Origin of the sequence: Bradyrhizobium sacchari (genome assembly GCF_002068095.1) — a bacterium.
Taxonomy (GTDB): Bacteria; Pseudomonadota; Alphaproteobacteria; order Rhizobiales; family Xanthobacteraceae; genus Bradyrhizobium; species Bradyrhizobium sacchari.
In genome coordinates this window covers 613,100-631,396 of sequence record NZ_LWIG01000007.1, presented here as the reverse complement: position 1 = coordinate 631,396, position 18,297 = coordinate 613,100, and the positions used below count along the sequence as shown (strand labels likewise).

General features: G+C 65.3%; 20 protein-coding genes. 10 read left to right on the top strand and 10 right to left on the bottom strand.

All coding sequences use genetic code 11. The features are described from left to right. Positions 1–2: 2 nt before the first annotated feature. The 3 genes from A5906_RS09445 to A5906_RS09425 all read right to left on the bottom strand — a co-directional run bounded on the left by A5906_RS09445 (position 3) and on the right by A5906_RS09425 (position 4,416). Positions 3–467 carry a (2Fe-2S)-binding protein gene (locus tag A5906_RS09445; RefSeq protein ID WP_186465153.1) on the bottom strand — a complete coding sequence of 155 codons (465 nt, stop codon included), beginning with the start codon at positions 465–467 and terminating at the stop codon, positions 3–5. A gap of 656 nt (positions 468–1,123) precedes the next feature. Beyond that, complete coding sequence (locus A5906_RS09430; RefSeq protein ID WP_080134916.1) at positions 1,124–2,548, bottom strand: methyl-accepting chemotaxis protein; 1,425 nt, start codon at positions 2,546–2,548, stop codon at positions 1,124–1,126. A gap of 119 nt (positions 2,549–2,667) precedes the next feature. Next, the gene (locus A5906_RS09425) at positions 2,668–4,416 is read right to left on the bottom strand and encodes a methyl-accepting chemotaxis protein (protein ID WP_080134915.1); all 1,749 of its coding nucleotides are present in this window, start codon (positions 4,414–4,416) and stop codon (positions 2,668–2,670) included. Positions 4,417–4,634: 218 nt separating this feature from the next. On the opposite strand from A5906_RS09425, the gene A5906_RS09420 reads away from it, so the two are divergent. From A5906_RS09420 to A5906_RS09380, 9 genes are all read left to right on the top strand, one after another. Then, positions 4,635–5,381, top strand: coding sequence for a YebC/PmpR family DNA-binding transcriptional regulator (locus A5906_RS09420; RefSeq protein WP_080134914.1), 747 nt, complete (start codon positions 4,635–4,637; stop codon positions 5,379–5,381). Between the two features lie 224 nt (positions 5,382–5,605). Beyond that, positions 5,606–6,133 (top strand): crossover junction endodeoxyribonuclease RuvC, encoded by a 528-nt coding sequence (ruvC, locus tag A5906_RS09415; RefSeq protein WP_080134913.1) that lies wholly within the window; start codon positions 5,606–5,608, stop codon positions 6,131–6,133. Beyond that, the gene (gene ruvA / locus A5906_RS09410) at positions 6,130–6,747 is read left to right on the top strand and encodes a Holliday junction branch migration protein RuvA (protein WP_080134912.1); all 618 of its coding nucleotides are present in this window, start codon (positions 6,130–6,132) and stop codon (positions 6,745–6,747) included. Before ruvC ends, ruvA begins: the two co-directional genes overlap by 4 nt. A gap of 2 nt (positions 6,748–6,749) precedes the next feature. Continuing rightward, positions 6,750–7,199 (top strand): hypothetical protein, encoded by a 450-nt coding sequence (locus A5906_RS09405; protein WP_080134911.1) that lies wholly within the window; start codon positions 6,750–6,752, stop codon positions 7,197–7,199. 6 nt (positions 7,200–7,205) lie between these two features. After that, positions 7,206–8,255, top strand: coding sequence for a Holliday junction branch migration DNA helicase RuvB (gene ruvB, locus A5906_RS09400; protein ID WP_080134910.1), 1,050 nt, complete (start codon positions 7,206–7,208; stop codon positions 8,253–8,255). A 93-nt stretch (positions 8,256–8,348) separates the two neighbouring features. Then, positions 8,349–9,218, top strand: a complete 870-nt coding sequence (locus A5906_RS09395; protein WP_080134909.1) for a DUF6869 domain-containing protein — start codon at positions 8,349–8,351, stop codon at positions 9,216–9,218. 105 nt (positions 9,219–9,323) lie between these two features. Then, the gene (locus tag A5906_RS09390; protein WP_080134908.1) at positions 9,324–10,241 is read left to right on the top strand and encodes a metallophosphoesterase; all 918 of its coding nucleotides are present in this window, start codon (positions 9,324–9,326) and stop codon (positions 10,239–10,241) included. 67 nt (positions 10,242–10,308) lie between these two features. Next, positions 10,309–10,758: a tol-pal system-associated acyl-CoA thioesterase gene (gene ybgC / locus A5906_RS09385; RefSeq protein ID WP_136615084.1), complete on the top strand. Its 450-nt coding sequence runs from the start codon at positions 10,309–10,311 to the stop codon at positions 10,756–10,758. A gap of 94 nt (positions 10,759–10,852) precedes the next feature. Then, positions 10,853–11,320 carry a nuclear transport factor 2 family protein gene (locus A5906_RS09380; RefSeq protein WP_080134907.1) on the top strand — a complete coding sequence of 156 codons (468 nt, stop codon included), beginning with the start codon at positions 10,853–10,855 and terminating at the stop codon, positions 11,318–11,320. A gap of 110 nt (positions 11,321–11,430) precedes the next feature. Here A5906_RS09380 and A5906_RS09375 read toward each other — a convergent pair whose 3' ends face one another. The 5 genes from A5906_RS09375 to A5906_RS09355 all read right to left on the bottom strand — a co-directional run bounded on the left by A5906_RS09375 (position 11,431) and on the right by A5906_RS09355 (position 15,801). Next, on the bottom strand, positions 11,431–12,657 hold the full coding sequence (locus tag A5906_RS09375; RefSeq protein WP_080135245.1) for an ABC transporter substrate-binding protein: 1,227 nt from the start codon (positions 12,655–12,657) through the stop codon (positions 11,431–11,433). A 382-nt stretch (positions 12,658–13,039) separates the two neighbouring features. After that, a complete protein-coding gene (locus tag A5906_RS09370) occupies positions 13,040–13,969 on the bottom strand; it encodes an alpha/beta hydrolase (protein ID WP_080135244.1) in 930 nt (309 codons plus the stop codon). A gap of 122 nt (positions 13,970–14,091) precedes the next feature. Then, positions 14,092–14,586, bottom strand: coding sequence for a hypothetical protein (locus A5906_RS09365; RefSeq protein ID WP_080134906.1), 495 nt, complete (start codon positions 14,584–14,586; stop codon positions 14,092–14,094). Between the two features lie 17 nt (positions 14,587–14,603). Continuing rightward, the gene (locus tag A5906_RS09360) at positions 14,604–15,014 is read right to left on the bottom strand and encodes a DUF3606 domain-containing protein (protein ID WP_080134905.1); all 411 of its coding nucleotides are present in this window, start codon (positions 15,012–15,014) and stop codon (positions 14,604–14,606) included. 202 nt (positions 15,015–15,216) lie between these two features. Next, positions 15,217–15,801: an alpha-ketoglutarate-dependent dioxygenase AlkB gene (locus tag A5906_RS09355; protein ID WP_080134904.1), complete on the bottom strand. Its 585-nt coding sequence runs from the start codon at positions 15,799–15,801 to the stop codon at positions 15,217–15,219. 71 nt (positions 15,802–15,872) lie between these two features. On the opposite strand from A5906_RS09355, the gene A5906_RS42945 reads away from it, so the two are divergent. Then, complete coding sequence (locus A5906_RS42945; RefSeq protein WP_007597071.1) at positions 15,873–16,013, top strand: hypothetical protein; 141 nt, start codon at positions 15,873–15,875, stop codon at positions 16,011–16,013. On the opposite strand, the gene A5906_RS09350 is transcribed toward A5906_RS42945, so the two are convergent. Together A5906_RS09350 and A5906_RS09345 are read right to left on the bottom strand one after the other, a co-directional pair. Continuing rightward, positions 16,010–17,596: an ATP-binding protein gene (locus A5906_RS09350; protein ID WP_080134903.1), complete on the bottom strand. Its 1,587-nt coding sequence runs from the start codon at positions 17,594–17,596 to the stop codon at positions 16,010–16,012. The two genes, A5906_RS42945 and A5906_RS09350, sit on opposite strands and share 4 nt — an antisense overlap. Beyond that, entirely contained in the window at positions 17,593–18,297 is a 705-nt protein-coding gene (locus A5906_RS09345) for a response regulator transcription factor (protein WP_080134902.1), read from the bottom strand. The genes A5906_RS09350 and A5906_RS09345 overlap by 4 nt, the downstream gene beginning before the upstream one ends.

Here is an 18,297-nt window from a genome sequence, read left to right as displayed (position 1 = left end):
CCTCACGACTGCCGGCCGTTGGCGGCGTGCTTGATGGCCTCGCGGATGCGGACATAAGTGCCACAGCGGCAGATGTTGCCGGCCATCGCGGCGTCGATGTCGGAATCGTCGGGGTTGGGCGTTGCCGCCAGCAGTGCGGCGGCGGCCATGATCTGGCCGGACTGGCAATAGCCGCACTGGACCACTTCGGCATCCAGCCAGGCCTTCTGCACCTTGGCGCCCGCGGGTGTACTGCCGACATGTTCGATGGTGGTGATGGCGCGATTCGCGACCGCGCTGACCGGCAACACGCAGGAGCGCACCGCCTTGCCGTCGACATGCACCGTGCAGGCGCCGCATTGCGCGATCCCGCAGCCGAACTTGGTGCCGGTCATGCCGAGGATGTCGCGCAGCACCCACAGCAAGGGCATGTCAGGTGGCGCGTCGAACGATTTCGTTTCGCCGTTGATGGTGAGAGTTGTTGCCATATGCATCCCCTTGCTCGACGATCGCTTGCGGCGATCAGGTCGACGAACTTGCGCGCGACCCTAATCATAACGGCGCGAAACGATGAAGCATCGTTATTTCTCGCAATGCATATTTGCGCGAGCGAGGCGCCGGGCCATGACATTCACGAATTTGTGCGGCCATTGCTGCAGGAGTTCGGGCTAATTGATATGATAATCGTCATGTTTTGACACATTTTCGTCCCGCGCGTCGATGGTCGCCGCAGAGGATCGTGCGAATGCGCAAAACCATGCGATGACGAAATTCGTGCGATTGGGAAAGTCGGGCGACGGCACGTCCTTGCTTGCGGCCATCCTTCGAGACGCCCGCCGTTGGCGGGCCCTCAGGATGAGGACCAAGCGTGCGGCCGTAGTTTTGACGAGCACCAATGCGGCTTAGCCTCATCCTGAGGAGACCGCGAAGCGGTCGTCTCGAAGGACGAGGCGCGCTCAGGCCCTGCCAAGCTCAAATATGCGATTTCGGAATAATAGCATTATGCCCCTCTTTTGCCCGACGAGTCAAAGCGCGCCGCGGCCTGTCGGCGTAAGCTATTGATTCCACACACACCGCCTACTGTGCATGGGGTTGTTTTCGCGCTTTTACTTTCAGGGCTCGCGAAACGTCGCCGCGGCGGCCGTCAGCCCTGGCGAAAACCCATCCGGAAGGCGCCCCAGTGCCGGCCGCGGATCATGATCGGCGAGGACAAGTCCTTCATCAGCACGAACTGCCCGCCGCCCATGTCGCGGCGATAGGTCTGGAGCAGGAACGGTTTTGTGTTGGCCGCGACCTTCTTCACCGCGCGATCGGTGAACAGGCGGCGGTTGCGGCAGTTGGCGTTATTCCAGACCGGGTCCTTGCCCTGGGGGAGCCGGTAGTTCGGATTGTGGGTGGGCAGATAACCGCCCTTGGCCCAGGCGACGCAGAACACGATGCGGGGATCGGACTTCTGGATCGGGTCCTGGATCGCGGGCAGCACGCGATCGGTGAACTCGACATAGGCGGTGTTGTACTGCTTCGGATCGGTGCCGGGGATCTCGCGATAGTTCTCGTCCATGAGCTGGTCGAGCGTGATCTCGCCGCGCTCGATCGCGGCCTCGAACTCGGCCGAGATCTGCCTGGCGGTCTCGACCACGACGCGGATCAGCGGCGCGTCCGACGTCTCGACGCCGCTGTCGGCGATCAGCGCGATCAGGCTTTCGGAGGTGTCGAGCAGCTTCGCCACCCGCTGGTCGGCATTCCTGAGGTCGCGCGAGGAGAGGTCGACGCCCTTGGCGAGCTCGTTGAGCTCGCTGATGACGGTGTCGCAATGGCCGAGATTCGAGGTCGCCGCGCGCGCGACGCTGTCGATCTCCGCTTCCACCGAGGCAAAGCCCTGCTGGACCCGCGAGATGATGCCGGAAATCTGCTGGGCACCTTCGCCCGCGGTCTTGGCGCGCTGCGAGGCATCGCTGCTTTCGCCGATCAGGCCTTCGATCTGGCCGTCGAGATCGCGCACGGTATCGGAGATCTGGTGCGTGGCCTGGCGGGTGGCCTCCGCAAGATTCTTGACCTCGCTTGCGACCACGGCAAAGCCGCGTCCGGCATTGCCGGCGCGGGCGGCTTCGATGGTTGCGTTCAGCGCCAGCAGGTTGGTCTGCTTCGCGATCGCCTCGATCGAGCCGGACACCTTTGCCACCTGCGCCAGCGCCGAGCCGACGGCGCTGAGGCGCGCCTCGATGCGTTCCACGGCGGCGACGAGCTCCGAGATGTGGCTGACGGCGGTATCGACGGCGCTGCGCGACTGCGCGATCTCGCCGACCGCGGCGGACGTCGTCGTCTGCACCGCCTGCGATGCGTTGGCGATGTCGTGGTTGGCTGAGACCATCGTCTCCGCCGTCTTCTGGAGATGATGAAACCGTTCCGACTGGTTGGCGACGCGGTTCGCGACTTCCTGGACGTTGCCGGCGATGTCGGCGAGCTCGACGCCGAGGCCGCCGATGCGGTCGGCGAGCTGGTCGATCAGGCGTTCGGCGAGCGTCCGGTTGGAGCCGGTATCCAGTACTGCAAGTTGTGCAAGGGACATGTACGCGCTTTCTCCGGTCAGAGCCGGTGATCGGCTCTCGGCGGCATTCCCATTCCAGTTTTGACCTTAGAGGATGATTCGCGCCGGGCGTCTTGCCCAGGAGTGCACGAGAGCGGGCCTTACAGTTTATAAGCTGTGCGGAATCCGCCCCAGTGCCGGCCCTTGACGCGGATCGGAACGTCGATCTCCCGCATCATCACCGTATTTCCGTTGCCCATGTCGCGGGCATAGCTCTGGACCAGGTACGAGCGCTGGTTGTGCGCGGCGGCGAGCCCCGCTGGATCGTTGAAGATGCGCCGGTTGCGGCTGTTGGCGGTGTTCCAGGCGACGTCGCCCGGCCGCTGCGGATGCGAATAGATCTTGTTGTGCACCGGCAAAAAGCCGTTGCGGTCGACCATGGCGCAGAACGCCATGCGCGGGTCCTTGGCGAGGAAGGCCTCCTGGAACGGCGGCAGCGCGCGGTCCGCCCAGTCCAGATAGCGCGTGCGGTATTGCTGCGGATTGCTGCCGGCAATCTCCACATAGTCGGTGTCGAAGAGGTCGTCGACCTTGATCTCGCCGCGCGCAACGGCCTGCTCGAAGATCGCGGTCAGCGCGTTGCCCGCTTCCATGGCGCGGGTGACGAACTCGGTGTTCTCCTCGTGGATCGACCAGAGCTTGTCCTCGACCTTCTCGCGGAGATCGGCATCGGGGCTGACGAATTGCGCGCGAGCTCCGGCCTTGGTTTGCTCCGCCACGCGCAGGCGGCAGGCACCGACCTGTTCGAGGGTGCCCTCGATGATCGCCTGCGGGGCCAGCCGTCCGGCATCCGGGCCGCCGATCAGCACGCCGTCCATCGAAATTTCATAGACCGGCATCACCCCGCGCGCGGTCTCGAACTTGAGATGGCAGGGCAGGCGCTCGGTCTTGCGGCGGTCGTCATGCTCGCTCTGGCGCAGCAGCACCGCGCAGCGCGATTTCAGCTTCTGGGCGAAGGTGGTGACGGCCTTGCCGGCGCTGGCGACGCTCTCGCCATGGGTCTCGGCCGCCTTGGTCGCGGCGTCGATCTCGGCCGCGCTCTCGCCGACCGAGATGATGAACTCCGAGGCGCTGGCGGCGTTGCCGGAGACTTCGCTCGTGGTGGCGTTCTGCTCGGCCACCGCGCCGTTGACGGTCTCGAACACCGGGCGGATCGCCTCGATCGCCTGCGAGATGCGGTGCACGGCATCGGCTGAGCCCGCGGCATCGCGCTGCAGCGCGTCGATCTTCTTCGTGATCTCTTCCGTCGCGCCTTGCGTCTGCACCGCGAGCGCCTTCACCTCGGTGGCGACCACCGCAAATCCCTTGCCGGCGGCACCCGCGCGCGCAGCCTCGATGGTCGAGTTGAGCGCGAGCAGCGTCGTCTGCCGCGCGATCTGCGCGATCAGGTTGACGACGTTGCCGATGGCGGCGGAGGACTCGCGCAAGCGGTCGACATTGGCGCGGGCCTCTTGCGCGGCGGCACTGGCCTCGTCGGCGAGCTTGCCGGCCGCGCGGACCTGCGCCCCGATGCCTTGCGCGGACTGGGTGAACTTGTCGGCGGCATCGGCGAAGGTGGAGGCGGTCGACTGGGCGGCATTGGTGCGGCCGGTCAGGGCGTCGGTGCGGTCGCGAATGGCGGCCAGCGTCGCGGCGGTCGCCTCGGCGCCGCCGGCCACCGAATTGGCGGCGCGTTCGAGCTGGCGAATCATGGCCCCGAGCTCGAGTTCCAGCAGTTCCAGGATCTCCCTGGCCGAATCGCCCTCATCGGCCAGCGCCGGCTCGGGAATGGCCGCCGGCTGCGCAGCCTGCGGGGCGACCGCAGGTGCAGCCATATCCGGCAGACGTTTCCGAAACAGTCCGAACGCCATCAGCTCTCTCTTGTCGGGGGGCGGGCGGACACTATTTTCGCAGCTCGGAATGAAATCAGGGTTAACAATGCCCGATATCTGGGCACGGGCCATTACGGTCGCTATCTTTACAGTGCTACCTTGAAGTCTCAGGGCCCTTTGATTCCGGTGGGTTGGCGGCCTATAAGGCCGCGCTTCCCACGCTCACCTTTGGCTGACTATTCCTCAAGAGACCACGCATGGCCGGACATTCCCAATTCAAGAACATCATGCACCGCAAGGGGCGGCAGGATGCGCAGAAGTCGAAACTGTTCGGCAAGCTGGCGCGGGAAATCACCGTCGCCGCCAAGCTGGGGACGCCCGACCCCGCCATGAATCCGCGCTTGCGCGCTGCCGTGATCGCCGCGCGTCAGGAGAACATGCCGAAGGACAATATCGAGCGCGCCATCAAGAAGGCGCTCGGCAGCGACGGCGAGAACTATGACGAGATCCGCTACGAGGGCTATGGCCCCGGCGGCGTCGCCGTCATTGTCGAGGCGCTGACCGACAACCGCAACCGCGCCGCCTCCGACATCCGCTCCTTCTTCACCAAATCCGGCGGCAATCTCGGCGAAACCGGCTCGGTCTCGTTCATGTTCGACCGTACCGGCATCATCGAATATGACCGCAGCGTCGCTTCCGACGACGCGGTGCTGGATGCCGCGATCGAGGCCGGTGCCGACGACGTGATCTCCGGCGAAGGCGGCCACGAGATCTACGCCTCGACCGAAGGCTATCGCGATGTCGCCAAGGCGCTGGAAGCCAAGTTCGGCGAGCCGCGCAAGGCCGCGCTGATCTGGAAGCCGCAGAACACGGTCGCGGTGGATGACGAGACCGGCGAGAAGCTGCTCAAGCTGATGGACCTGCTCAACGAGCACGACGACGTCCAGAACGTCTACGCCAATTTCGAGGTGTCGGACGCGCTTGTTGCGAAGATGGGCGGGTAGGGCACGCTCGCCCCACATACTCGCTGTCATCGCCCGCGAAGGCGGGCGATCCAGTATTCCAGAGACGCCGGAGGGACAAGGCGAGGTTGCGGCGTACTGGATACCCCGCCTGCGCGGGGTATGACATCGGAGTACGCGGCGGGCAGCTCCCGTCTCACCCTTTCCCCTGTTACTTCCGTTCTGTTTCTGTTTCCCCCGCCGCGGCCAGCGGCTATCACTGGCCCATGACTGCGCTTCCGATTCGTGGCCCCGTTCGTATCATCGGCATCGACCCCGGCCTGCGCCGCACCGGCTGGGGCGTGATCGAGGCCGAGGGCAATCGCCTGATCTACATCGCCTGCGGCTCGGTGGAACCGCCGGACGATCTGCCGCTGTCGAGCCGGCTGCTCTCGATCCATGAAGGCCTCGCCTCCGTCCTGTCCAGCCACCAGCCGATGGAAGCCGCGGTCGAGCAGACCTTTGTGAACAAGGACGGCGTTGCGACGCTGAAGCTCGGCCAGGCCCGCGGCGTCGCCATGCTGGCGCCCGCAATGTTCGGCATCAGTGTCGCCGAATACGCGCCGAACCAGGTCAAGAAGACGGTGGTCGGCGCCGGCCACGCCGACAAGCAACAGATCGCGATGATGCTGAAGATATTGCTGCCGAAAGCCGAGCCGCCGTCCGCGGATGCGGCCGACGCGCTCGCCATCGCCATCACCCACGCCCATCACCGCCAGAGCGCAGCGCTCAGGCTGAAGGTGGTCGGGATATGATCGGCAAGCTCAAGGGCCTGATCGATTCCTACGGTGAGGATTTCGTCATCCTCGACGTCGGCGGCGTCGGCTACCAGGTGCACTGCTCGTCGCGCACGCTGCAGCATCTGCCCGCGCCGGGCGAAGCCGCCGTGCTGTCGATCGAGACCTATGTCCGCGAGGATCAAATAAAGCTGTTCGGCTTCCGCACCGACCAGGAGCGCGAATGGTTTCGCCTGCTCCAGACCGTGCAGGGCGTCGGCGCCAAGGTCGCGCTCGCGGTGCTCGGCACCCTACAGCCGTCCGATCTCGCCAACGCCATCGCGCTGCGCGACAAGGCGGCGGTGGCGCGCACCCCCGGGGTCGGCCCCAAGGTCGCCGAGCGTATCGTCACCGAATTGAAGGACAAGGCGCCGGCCTTCGCGAGCGTCGATCCCGCCGTCGTGCATCTCGCCGGCGCCGTCGACGACCAGCGCGCGCCGCGCCCGGTGGCCGATGCGATCTCCGCGCTGGTCAATCTCGGCTACGGCCAGCCGCAGGCGGCTGCAGCGATCGCATCGGCCTCGCGCAGTGCGGGTGAGAACGCCGGGACGGCGCAGCTCATCCGCCTCGGCCTGAAGGAACTGGCGAAGTGAGCATGCGAACTCCGTACGTCTTCGCAACCTTCCTGGTGGGAGGTACATTTCTTTCGTGGTTGCTATTCTGGGCGACCGAACGCATCTTCCTATTCGCTCAAAATCCTCCTGAATCGCTTGAGGGTTTTCTACCAATAGGCCTGTTCGGTTCGTTTGTTCTATCCTGCGCGTACATCCTGCCAGCCCAAGCCTTTGTCTCGGTTCTCGCCAGCCTATATTTTTCGTTCTTCAAGCGCATTCCAGTTTGGTTTGTGCTTTTGGTTGTCATTCCACTCTGCGGGTCAATCGTCACTTATCGAAATATATCTGACCGCGACAAGACGTTGCAGAGAGAAGACTTTCGCACGCTGCTGTATTGGATGCTCGTCGTGACCCCCGCCGAATTGCTTTGCGCGAGATTTGTGGCAACCAAGTTCGCTTTTGCGCCCGCCGCGAGAGCAGGAGAGCAGTAAGGGCAAATGACTACTCCCTCCCGCATGGTTTCGCCCGAACGCCGCAGCGACGATGTCGGAGACACCGCGCTGCGTCCGCAATCGCTGTCCGATTTCGTCGGTCAGCAGCAGGCGCGCAAGAACCTCTCCATTTTCATCGAGGCGGCGCGCAAGCGCGGCGAGGCGCTGGATCACGTGCTGTTCGTCGGTCCCCCCGGCCTCGGCAAGACCACTCTGGCGCAGATCGTGGCGAAAGAGCTCGGCGTCGGCTTTCGCGCCACCTCGGGCCCGGTGATCGCCAAGGCCGGCGATCTCGCGGCGCTGCTCACCAATCTCGAAGAGCGCGACGTGCTCTTCATCGACGAGATCCATCGCCTCAGCCCGGCGGTCGAAGAGGTGCTCTATCCCGCGATGGAGGATTTCCAGCTCGACCTCATCATCGGCGAGGGCCCGGCGGCGCGCTCGGTGAAGATCGAGCTGTCGAAATTCACCCTCGTCGGCGCCACCACGCGCGCAGGGCTCCTCACCAATCCCTTGCGCGATCGCTTCGGCATTCCGGTCCGGCTGAATTTCTACACGATCGAGGAGCTCGAGAGCATCGTCAGCCGTGGCGCGCGCGTGCTCAATGTCGGCATGAGCGCTGATGGCGCCAACGAGATCGCGCGCCGCGCCCGCGGCACGCCGCGCATCGCCGGGCGCCTGCTCCGCCGTGTCCGCGATTTTGCCTCGGCGGCGAACGCCGACACGATCGATCGCAAGATCGCCGATCATGCATTGAGCGCGCTCGAGGTCGACGCCGCGGGCCTGGACGCCATGGACCGCCGCTATCTGTCGACCATCGCGCTCAATTATGGGGGCGGGCCTGTCGGCGTCGAGACCATGGCCGCCGCGCTGTCCGAGCCGCGCGATGCGATCGAGGACATCATCGAGCCCTATCTGATCCAGTGCGGCTATCTCCAGCGCACCCCGCGCGGCCGCCTGCTCACCTCGCACGCCTTCCGCCATCTCGGCCTCGCCGAGCCCAATCGCGATGCGGCGCAGTTCGGCCTGTTCGGGACCGACGAGAGCGACGACTGATCGCCGCAGCCGGTGAACCCGCCAGTTCCATCCGATCACTAATCCGAACGCGCGGCGAACGGGATCGCCGCTGATGGATCGGAGTGGGAAGGAATGGCGCCAGCGGACAATAGCGGATTGCTCGAGACCGTCGCGGCGGCACCTGAGCTGCGCACGCCCGACGAGACCGAAGCATTCCTCGATTCCCTGCCGATCAGTGAGCTGGCGTCGATGTGGTGCGCGCTTCAGCGCGTCAGCCGGCGCGACCAGATCGGCAGCATCTGGGCCATCAAGCTCTATTTCGACCATCTGCCGCATCGCCTGCCACAGGCTGCGCTCGATCTCGTGCTGGAGGTACTGAAGACGGAGGCCGACAAGCCGACGGTGATGCAACTCAACGACAAGTTCCTGCTGGCGCTGCTCTATGCGCACGGCCCGGACGTGATCGCACGGATCGAGCGCGAAGCCGCGCACAATGACCGCCTGCGCTGGCTGCTTGGCGGCGTGCATGCCGGTCCCGACGGCCCGCTGATGCCTCGCATCGCGCGCATCGCCGACAGCGAGGCCTGGCAGGCCGACCATCTGGCGCATCGCACGCCCCGCGAACCGCTCGATTGCGCCAGCATGTCGGTTTCCGAACTCGCGCGCGCCTGGGTCGAGCAATATTCCAGGTCAGAGCGCGACCAGGACGACAATCTGTTCACGATCATGGATTTCGAGCGCGACCTGCGCGAGGACGATCCCGATCGAATGATCGACCTGATCCTGGGGATCCTGAAGATCGAGTCCAATCCGGTGCTGTTGGCGCTGCTGGCCGCCGGGCCTCTCGAGGACGTGATCAGCGCCGGCACGATCGACCGCATCGAGCACGAGGCGCGGAGCAACGAACGTTTTCGTGATCTGCTCGGCGGTGTATGGTATTACCGGGCGTCCGACGAACTGAAGACGCGGCTGGATGCGCTAATCGGTGAAAGCCGCTGGTAAGGTTTGTGCAGACTTCTGCACGCAGATGCAGACGGCCTGCACGAGCGCACCCCAATTCCGCTCCAATCGGGTCGCATCACGAAGGAGCATCACCATCGAGCGTCCATGATCACGCGCCGGCATCTCATCCGTTCCATCGGCGGCCTGTCCGCCCTCGGTGTTTCGACCGCTGCCTACGGCGTCGGGATCGAGCCCCTGCGGCTCCGCGTCACCCGCTATCATCCGATGCCGCGGCAATGGCCGGCGGATTTTCCGCTCAAGATCGCCGTCATCGCCGACATCCATGCCTGCGATCCCTGGATGTCGCTGGAGCGGATCGAAGGCATCGTCGATCGCACCAATGCGCTCAACGCCGACCTCATCGTGCTGCTCGGCGATTATGTCGCCGGTGTTCACCAGGTCACGCGCATCATTCCGTCGAGCGAATGGGCGGGGGTGCTGGCGGGTCTGAAGGCGCCGCTCGGCGTCCATGCCGTCATGGGCAATCACGATTATTGGGTCGACAGGATCGTGCAGCAGGCGGGGCATGGGCCGACGGTCGCCCATCGCGCGTTGGAGGCGGCCGGCATTCCGGTCTACGAGAATGACGCCGTGCGCCTCAGCAAGGACGGCCGCCCGTTCTGGCTCGCCGGGCTCGGCGATCAGCTCGCCTTCCTGCCGGCGCGGCGCTTCCGCAGCACGGGGCGCGTCGGTGCCGACGATCTCACCGCGACGCTCGCCAAGGTCACGGACGATGCGCCCGTGATCCTGCTCGCCCATGAGCCTTACATCGCGCCGCGCGTGCCAGGGCGCGTCGCGCTGCAATTGTCCGGCCACACCCATGGCGGCCAGGTCCGCCTGCTCGGCTGGTCGCCGGCCGTTCCGAAGCAGCATGGCCTGCGGCTTGCCTATGGTCACGTCAGGCTGAAATGCGACGTCATCATCTCCGGCGGCCTCGGTTGCAGCCTCATGCCTGTCCGCTTCGGCGTGCCGCCCGAGATCGTCGAGGTGACGCTGGGGCGGGGCGGACCGGTTGTGTCCTGACATGCTTGCGCGGGCCGCGGTTTTTGCGCAAAACGGACCGACAGCGACTAGCGAAGAGGCTCGCGACGTGACTGCCCATCTCGACGGCGAGATCCGCGACGGCCGCCACCACATGCAGGTCCGGGTCTACTACGAGGACACGGATTTTTCCGGCATCGTCTATCACGCCAATTATCTGCGCTACATGGAACGCGGCCGGACCAATCATCTCAGGCTGATGGGGGCCGAGCAGCAGGCGCTGTTCGAGCAGGTCGAGACCGAAGGCGCAGGCTTTGCCTTCGTCGTGCGCTCGATGCATCTCGATTTCCTCAAGCCCGCACGGATGGATGACGTGCTCGACGTCGTGACCTGGCCGATCGCCGTGAAGGGCGCCTCGATCATGCTGGCGCAGGAGGTGCGCCGGGCTGATGATGTGCTGGTCAAGGCCGAGGTGCGGGTCGCCTTCATCAGCGGCGGCCGCGCCCAGCCGATCCCGAAATCGATCCGCACCTTGATGAAGGCCGATTTGATTTCCTGATCGCCCGATAAGTGATCGGCTGATGGCTGATGGCCTATCGACTCCGCCAATTGCAGCGATAGATTTGCGGCCCCGAGCAACCGATGAGGCCATCATGTCGCGCCCGCCGCTACCGCCCTTTACCCGAGAGACCGCCGCGCAGAAGGCCCGCATGGCCGAGGACGCCTGGAATTCCCGCGATCCGGTGCGGGTCTCGCTCGCCTATACCGAGGACAGCCGCTGGCGTAATCGCTCCGAGGTGTTCCAGGGCCGCGAGGCCATCGTCGCCTTCCTCACCCGCAAATGGGAGAAGGAGCAGGACTACCGCCTGATCAAGGACCTCTGGGCCTTCGACCAGAACCGCATCGCCGTGCGCTTCCAGTACGAATGGCACGATGGAAACGGCCAGTGGTATCGCTCCTACGGCAACGAGCAGTGGGAGTTCGACGAGCACGGCCTGATGAAACGCCGCGAGGCTTCGATCAACGACATCGCGATCGCCGAGAAGGACCGCCGCTTTCATTGGGCCGCGCCCGGGCCGCGGCCGGCCGATGTGCCGGGGCTGGGGACCGAGCCATTCTGATATTTACGAGATAGTGCGGCGAGCACGCTGCGCCATCTCCCCCTGTTGGAGAGGGTGGCCAAGAAAAGGTGTCAGTAATCGGCACAGGCAGGTGCGCTACCCTCGCCACCTCACCTTGCCGCGCCTTCCGTGAACGCTGTCTCGATCACGTCCCCGAACGGCTGCCACGACCGCCCGTCGAACTGCACCAGCCGCATCTGCTTGATCGGCAGATAGCGGTCGGGCGACGTGTTCATCCTGATATTGGGCAAGGCGACCGAAGGCTGATAGTCCCTGAGCGAGGCCGCCTGGCGCATGATGTTCTCGCGCGAGACATCGTCGCCGCATTGCTTCAGCACCTGGGTCAGCGCCTCGGCCGCGGCGTAGCCGTAGACCGCCGCGCTGTTGTTGGTGCTTTCGACCTGATGGTACCTGTCCATGAAGGTGAACCATTCCTTCATGGCGGCATCGTCTTTCCAGGCGGGGTCGCTCGGATCCTTCAGGAAGGCGGCCGAGATCACGCCGGCCGAGTTCTCCAGGCCCGCCGGCGCCATTGCATTGGCGATCGTGGCCGAGGCATCGTTCACGATGAAGACCGGCCGCCATTTCAGCGACGCCGCGAGCTTGATCACCTTGGACGCGGTCGAGGGCACGCCGAGAAAGACGAAGATGTCGGCGCCCGCCCGCTTCAGGATCGAGACGTGTCCTTCGAGATGCTCGTCGTTGATGTCGAAAGCGATGTCGACGAGGACGTGGCGGTTCAGATCGCCAAGGCCTTCCTGGATGCCCTTGTAGAGCTGGCGCCCGAACTGGTCGTTCTGCCAGAGCACGACGATCTTCTTCCTGGGGTAATAGGCCTGGATGTAGTTGGCGTAGATGCGCCCTTCCGACCGGAATGACGGCTGCCAGCCCATGGTCCAGGGAAACGCCCTGGCCTGGCTCAGCTCCTCGTCGCCGGAGGCGACGAACAGCTGTGGGATCTTCTTGTCGTTCAGGTACCAGCGCGTGGCGAGATTGCCGGGCGTGCCAAACGAGCCGAACATCACATGCACGTCGTCCTTCTCGACTAGGTTGCGGGTCAGCTCCAGCGCGGTCGCCGGATCGGAATTGTCGTCGCGCGTGATGAAGCGGATCTTGCGCCCGTTGATGCCGCCGCGCGCATTGACCATGTCGAAATAGGCGGCTTCCGCTTGGCCGATCGCGCCGAATTCCGAGAGCGGCCCCGAATACGGCATGACATTGCCGATGCGGATCTCCTTGTCGCTCGGCTGTTGCTCCGAGTGCTGTTGCTGCGACATCGCGCCGAGCGATGCGAGGGCGACGGTCAGAGCGAACAATAGTCTACCGGTGACGCGCATGCTCGACACCTTGTCGTTGGCCCCCAACGAGGTCGGCTCAATCCGCACCAAGGCGGGTTGATCTACGTCAAGCGTTTGGCAAACGTGTGGCTGGGCTGGCGCGCTTCAATCAAAGCGGCAGGCCCGCTGACGCGCCGACGAGGACGCGGCGATTTGTGATCGAGAGAATCCCTGTGTGGTACCCCTCTCCCTAACCCTCCCCCGCAAGGGGGGAGGGAACATGCCGTGTGCGCGGCAGGTGATAAGATTCGCCAGGCTCTTGTGATGAGCCACGGTGCACCCGGCACTCCGCCGCGCTCCCTCCCCCCTTGCGGGGGAGGGCGGGGGAGAGGGGTAGCCCAGCAAATAGCGTGTGCGAGCCGGCGACAAGGAGCGCGCGCCCCTACGGCAGCCCGCGCGCCTCGAGCTGGTGCACGAGCAGCAGCGTCGGTTCGGCGAGGCTGTTGCCGGAACCATCCAGGCCGAACGCGGCGGCGATGCCGTCGCGGCTGCGCAGCAATGCGCTGCGCGGGCAATGGCCGGCGCCGCACAGCGTCTTCTTCAGCGTCTCGCCCTGCGCCACGAGGCCGGCGGAATCGTCGGCGGCCCAGGCCAGCACGATGGGAACGTCGACATTGAGGATGCCGGGAAAGACCGATCGCTTGTCGTATTGAGTGGGATCCGTGCCGAGATAGGCCTTCTCGCTGTCGCTGGCGTCCTTGCCGACGCGGTAGATCCCGGACACCAGCACGACGCCGGCGACATCGGCCCGGTCGGTCTGCAACTCCGGATGCGCCAGCAGGGTGGCGACGTGGAAGGCGCCGGCGCCGTAGCCGACCGCGACGATCTCGCGGGCATCGCCGTTGAACAGGTCGATATTGCCGTGGACCCACGACAAGGCCGCCGCCACGTCGGTCGCCCCGGTCGGCCAGGTCGCCGATGGCGCCAGGCGATAGTTGACGCGGACTCCGATCATGTCGTTGCGCGCGGCAAAGCACATGGCCTGGTCCTGGATTTCGCGGGACAGGTCGGGCGCGGTGCGGTCGCCGGTGAAAGTGTCGCCGGCCACGAACAGCAGCACCGGGCGCGGCGTGTCCGCCTTGGCCGTGCTGGCGGCGACATCGAGCACATTGGCTTCGCCCTCGCCGTAGCGCAGGGCGCGCGAGAAGGTCACCTGCTCGCACAGCCGCGCGGTGCCGCCGGCCGTCGTGTCGGAATCGGTGAGGCCTGCCAGGACGAGATCGGACGGCAGCGTCTGCGGTGTCGGCAACGGGCCATGGGCGGAAGCCGCGGTCACGGTCAGAAACAGGAAAAATGCGAGGTAATTCTTCATCATGATGCGGGCTTTGCGCGCCTGATATTGGCTCGCTTCCTGGGCCTGTCTTCTCAATTCGCCTTATTACTTGGCTGATGTTGAGGCGATTTCACGGCACCTGCGGCTGTGCGCCGGCCCGATCAATTCCCCGGCTGGAATGTGCAATCCGCCCCGCTGCCGTCCTTCCGCCTGATCGCATTGGGATCGATCGTGCAGCTCAGCTTGGAGAGGCTCTCGAAGTTCGATCCCGCCGCGCCGTCGGGCGGAACGCCGGCCAGCGCTTCAGTGGCGAAGATCTCGTTGGCGGTGGAGCCGTTCACGGTCTTCACCTTCTTGCCGAAGGTCACTTCGCAACTGCGAATGGTGATGTCGACATTGCCGGTGCGACAGACGATCCGGTCGGCGGTCACCACAATGGCCTTCTTGTAGGGGATGTCGGCGTTGGCGGCGAACAGCATCGCCACCGCCTTCTTCTCAGGCCCGGTCAGGTCCGGCGACAGCGGCGCGATCACCCCCGCGAGCGCCAGCGCGGTCGCGCCCGAGACCTTTGCGGGCGTGGCTGCGGCCGCACCGGGGACGTGAGATGCCCCAGCAAGCACGAGGGCGCAGGCGAGAGTCGCTGGACCGGATCTCATCCCTCTCTCCCGGCGTTTCAGGCGGCCTTCTTGCGCTTGGCGGTCTTCTTCGCGGACTTCTTGACGGTCTTTTTGGCCTTCTTCGTCGCCGTCCGGGACGCAAGGTAGGCCTCGACCTTCCTGGAGGAATGTCCGGCTGCGGCCACGGCGGCCTTCAGCCTCGCCGGGGTGATCTTGAACTTCTTCGACCAGTAGCGGACCTCATAGGCCTCGCCGAGCGCGATCCGGCTCTTGTCGGCGGCACGGTGCTTCTGGAGCTTGATGTATTCCTCGACCTTCCTGGCGGAGTGGCCGACCTTCTTCACGGCGTATTTCAGCTTGGCCGGGGTCACCTTGAACTTGTTCGACCAGTAGGCGACTTCGTATTTCTCGGTGAGCGCGATCAGGGCGCGATCGGCGCCGCCCCGCTTTGCCTTGTTGTCGGCCATGCTTCCCTCCTGCCGTGGATGGCATCCAGTCTAGCATGCAACCGGATTTGAGAGGCAAGACGGCACTCGCCCGACGATTGTGCGGAGGGGGCGTTTTGCACCGCTGTGTCAAGCTGTTGGGCGGCGTGAGCCGGCCTCACGCCGGAGCGGGCGTTCTACTGTGCATGGGGTTGTTTTCGCAGTTTTTGTTTCGATGGCCTGCCTAACGCCCCTTCATCGTCCGGAAGGTGATGGAGTAGCGCTTTGCCTCGACCGGCGGAATGCTGTGCTCCCATTGCGACCGCGCCTCGCCGTCGATCAGGTAGAGCGAGCGCGGCAGGGCCTCGAGCGTATGGCGCTCCCATTTGTCGCCGCTGCGGCGGCGGAAGCGGAATTTGCAAGGCGCGCCCAGCGACAGCCCGAGCACCTTGTCAAAGTGAGGTTTGTCGCGATGCCATCCGATGCCGATGCCGGCCTCGTATTCGGTGCACAGCACCTGCCGGACGCTGCCCTCCGCCAGCCCCGCCCATGCCTCGGCCTGGCGCGCGACCGGCAGCACCCAATCCGGAATCGGATCGGCCTCGGCGAGCCGCTGCAGCGCATAGTCATAGCGGTAGCCGAACGAGGCGACCCGACGGTTGCCCTCGAACGCGCCGAACTGGAATCGCTGAAGCGGCAATGTTGCGACGCGGCCGATCAGCTCCTGTTCGGCGGTGGCATCGATAAAATTCTCCGCATAGCGAAGGCCGGCCGGGCCTTCATGCGGATCGGCGAACAAGCCTAGCTGCTGCTGTGTCATTCCTCGCATTTCCGTGATGGAACCTAATCGCGGCTGGTGCGACTTATCTAATGACACGGGGAAACACGTGCGAGGCTGTCATGGCAGAGAAGCATACCGCCGATCCGGCAGAGATCATGCGGGCGACCGGTCATCCCGAGCTGGAATATGCCGCCGGCTGGACCATCGCCGGTCTCGTCACCATCGGCACCATCGTCGCCGCCTGGGTGTTCGCAATCTAGGCGACCGGAAACTGAAGCTCGAAGGCGGCCCCCTGGTCGGTGGGCTTGAGCCTGATCGAGCCGCCATGGCTCGCCATCACCGCGCGCGCGATCGCCAGCCCCATTCCTGTACCGCCCTGGTCGCGACGGGTGGTGAAGAACGCATCAAAGATCCTGTCGCGGTTCGGCGCCGATATCGGCTCGCCGTCATTGGTGACCGTCACAAGCAGGGTCGTCCGCGCGTCCACGGCCTCCAGCCTGATCGTCCCGGCCTTGTGCCGCACCGCGTTATCGGTGAGGTGTGACAGCACGATCAGCGCCTTCTCCGAGGACATGCCGATCGCCCTGTCGAGGCTGCCGCTGGCCTCGATGAAGCTTTCCGGAAACCTGGTCCTGAGGTCGGCGATCACGGGTGCAAGTTCGGTGCGCTCGTTCTGCGGCAGGCTCTCGGCGCGGGCGAGCTCGCGCAGCCGCTGCGCCATCGCCTCCAGCCGCTGGGTGTCGGACAGGATGTTGGCGATGAACATGTTCTGCTCGGCCGGCGTCAGGCTGCCGGCCTTGCCTTGAACCGAATCCTGCAACAGCTCGGCCGCGCCCTTGATCGATGTCAGCGGCGATTTCAGCTCGTGGGTGAGATGGGCCGAGAACGTCGCGATATAGTCGGAGCGCCGTGCCAGCTGCTCGGCCATGCCGAGGAAGCTGTGCGAGAGCTGGGCGAACTCGCGCGTGCCGTAATGCCGCAGCGGCCGAAACGCCTCGCGGTCGCCGCGGCCGATTCGAGCAGCGCGGTCGATCAATTCGCGCATCGGCAGCGTGATGGTGCGAGAGAACACCAGCCCAATCAGGATTGTGCCGAGGATCACGGCTAGCCCAGCCAGCACGAACTTGGCCCGCTCCTGGTAGAGATGGTCAAAGATGTTGCTCGGCGTCCGCGTGGTGTAGATCACCCCGGCGACGCGGTTGTTGACGATGACCGGCATCGCCGAGAACACGTGCACGCCGAGGCCGCGGCTGAAGGAGTAGATCGGCGGCGGCGGCTTGTCCGGCACGCGGTTGCGCAAGGTGGCGCGATACTGTCCGTGCAGTGCATCCGCCACCTCCTCGATATGCGCAAGCGATTGGCCGATCTCCTGCCGCCCCGCGATCACCACGCCTTGCGGATCGAGTATGCGAAAGCCCGCCAGGGTCACCTTCTGGGTCTCGCGGATGATCGGCGTCAGCTTTGCGCCGATTTCGACATAGGCTGCTTGCGCGGCTTGCGGCGCCGGCAGCGCATCGGGCCGCCGCCGCAAGAGGTCGTTGGCGGTGAGGTCGAGCGCAGGGCGGATCGGGGTGACCTCGTCGCCGGGGTCGGGCAGCACGTTCGGCGGTACCTCGGGGCCGAGCGTGAGGCCGCTGCCGAGCCTTGCCGTGACCTCTTGCGCGTAGATCGTCGCGAGCACCCGGCTCTGCGCGATCAGCTCGGCCTGGGTCTGGCGGATCAGCTGGTTGTCGTAGAGGCGGAAGAAGAACAGGCCGACCAGCGGCAGCACCGCGACGGTCGCCAGCACCGCGAAAATCACGAGCCCCAGCGACGGCCGCCATTTGTCGGGCGCCGCGCTCATGCCTCTTTCTCGCAGCGGCCGAGCTTGAAGCCGACGCCGTGAATGGTCTCGATGACGTTGTCGCAGGCGAGCGCGGAGAGCTTGGCGCGAATGTTGCGGATGTGGCTGTCGATGGTGCGGTCGGAGACCTGGATGTTGAGCTGATAGGCCGCGCGCATCAGCTGCTCGCGGTTGAACACCGAGGTCGGCCGCGTCAGGAAGGCGCGCAGGATGCCGAACTCGATCGCGGTGAGCTTCAGCGGCGTGCCGGCAAAGGACGCGACATGCTGCTCGGGATCGATCAAGAGGCCGCCTTGCGTGAGCGCCGTGGGCCCGGCCTTGGACTCGCCATTGCGCGGGCTGAGCCGGCGCAGGATGACGTTGACCCGGGCCACCAGCTCGCGGGGGCTGAACGGTTTTGTGACGTAGTCGTCGCCGCCGATCTCGAGGCCAAGGATGCGGTCGATCTCCTCGTCGCGCGCCGACAGGAACAGGATCGGCACGTCGGAGACTTTTCGGATCTCGCGGCAGACGTCGAGGCCGTCGAACTCGGGCATGCCGATGTCGAGCACGATCAGATCGGGCCTGTCGGCGGCAAAGCGGGCGAGCGCCTCCTTGCCATCGCGGGCCTCGATCACGTCCATGCCGGCCTTCTTCAGGGCGACGCGGATGACCTCGCGAATGTGGCCTTCGTCATCGACGATGAGAATGCGATGCGCCAA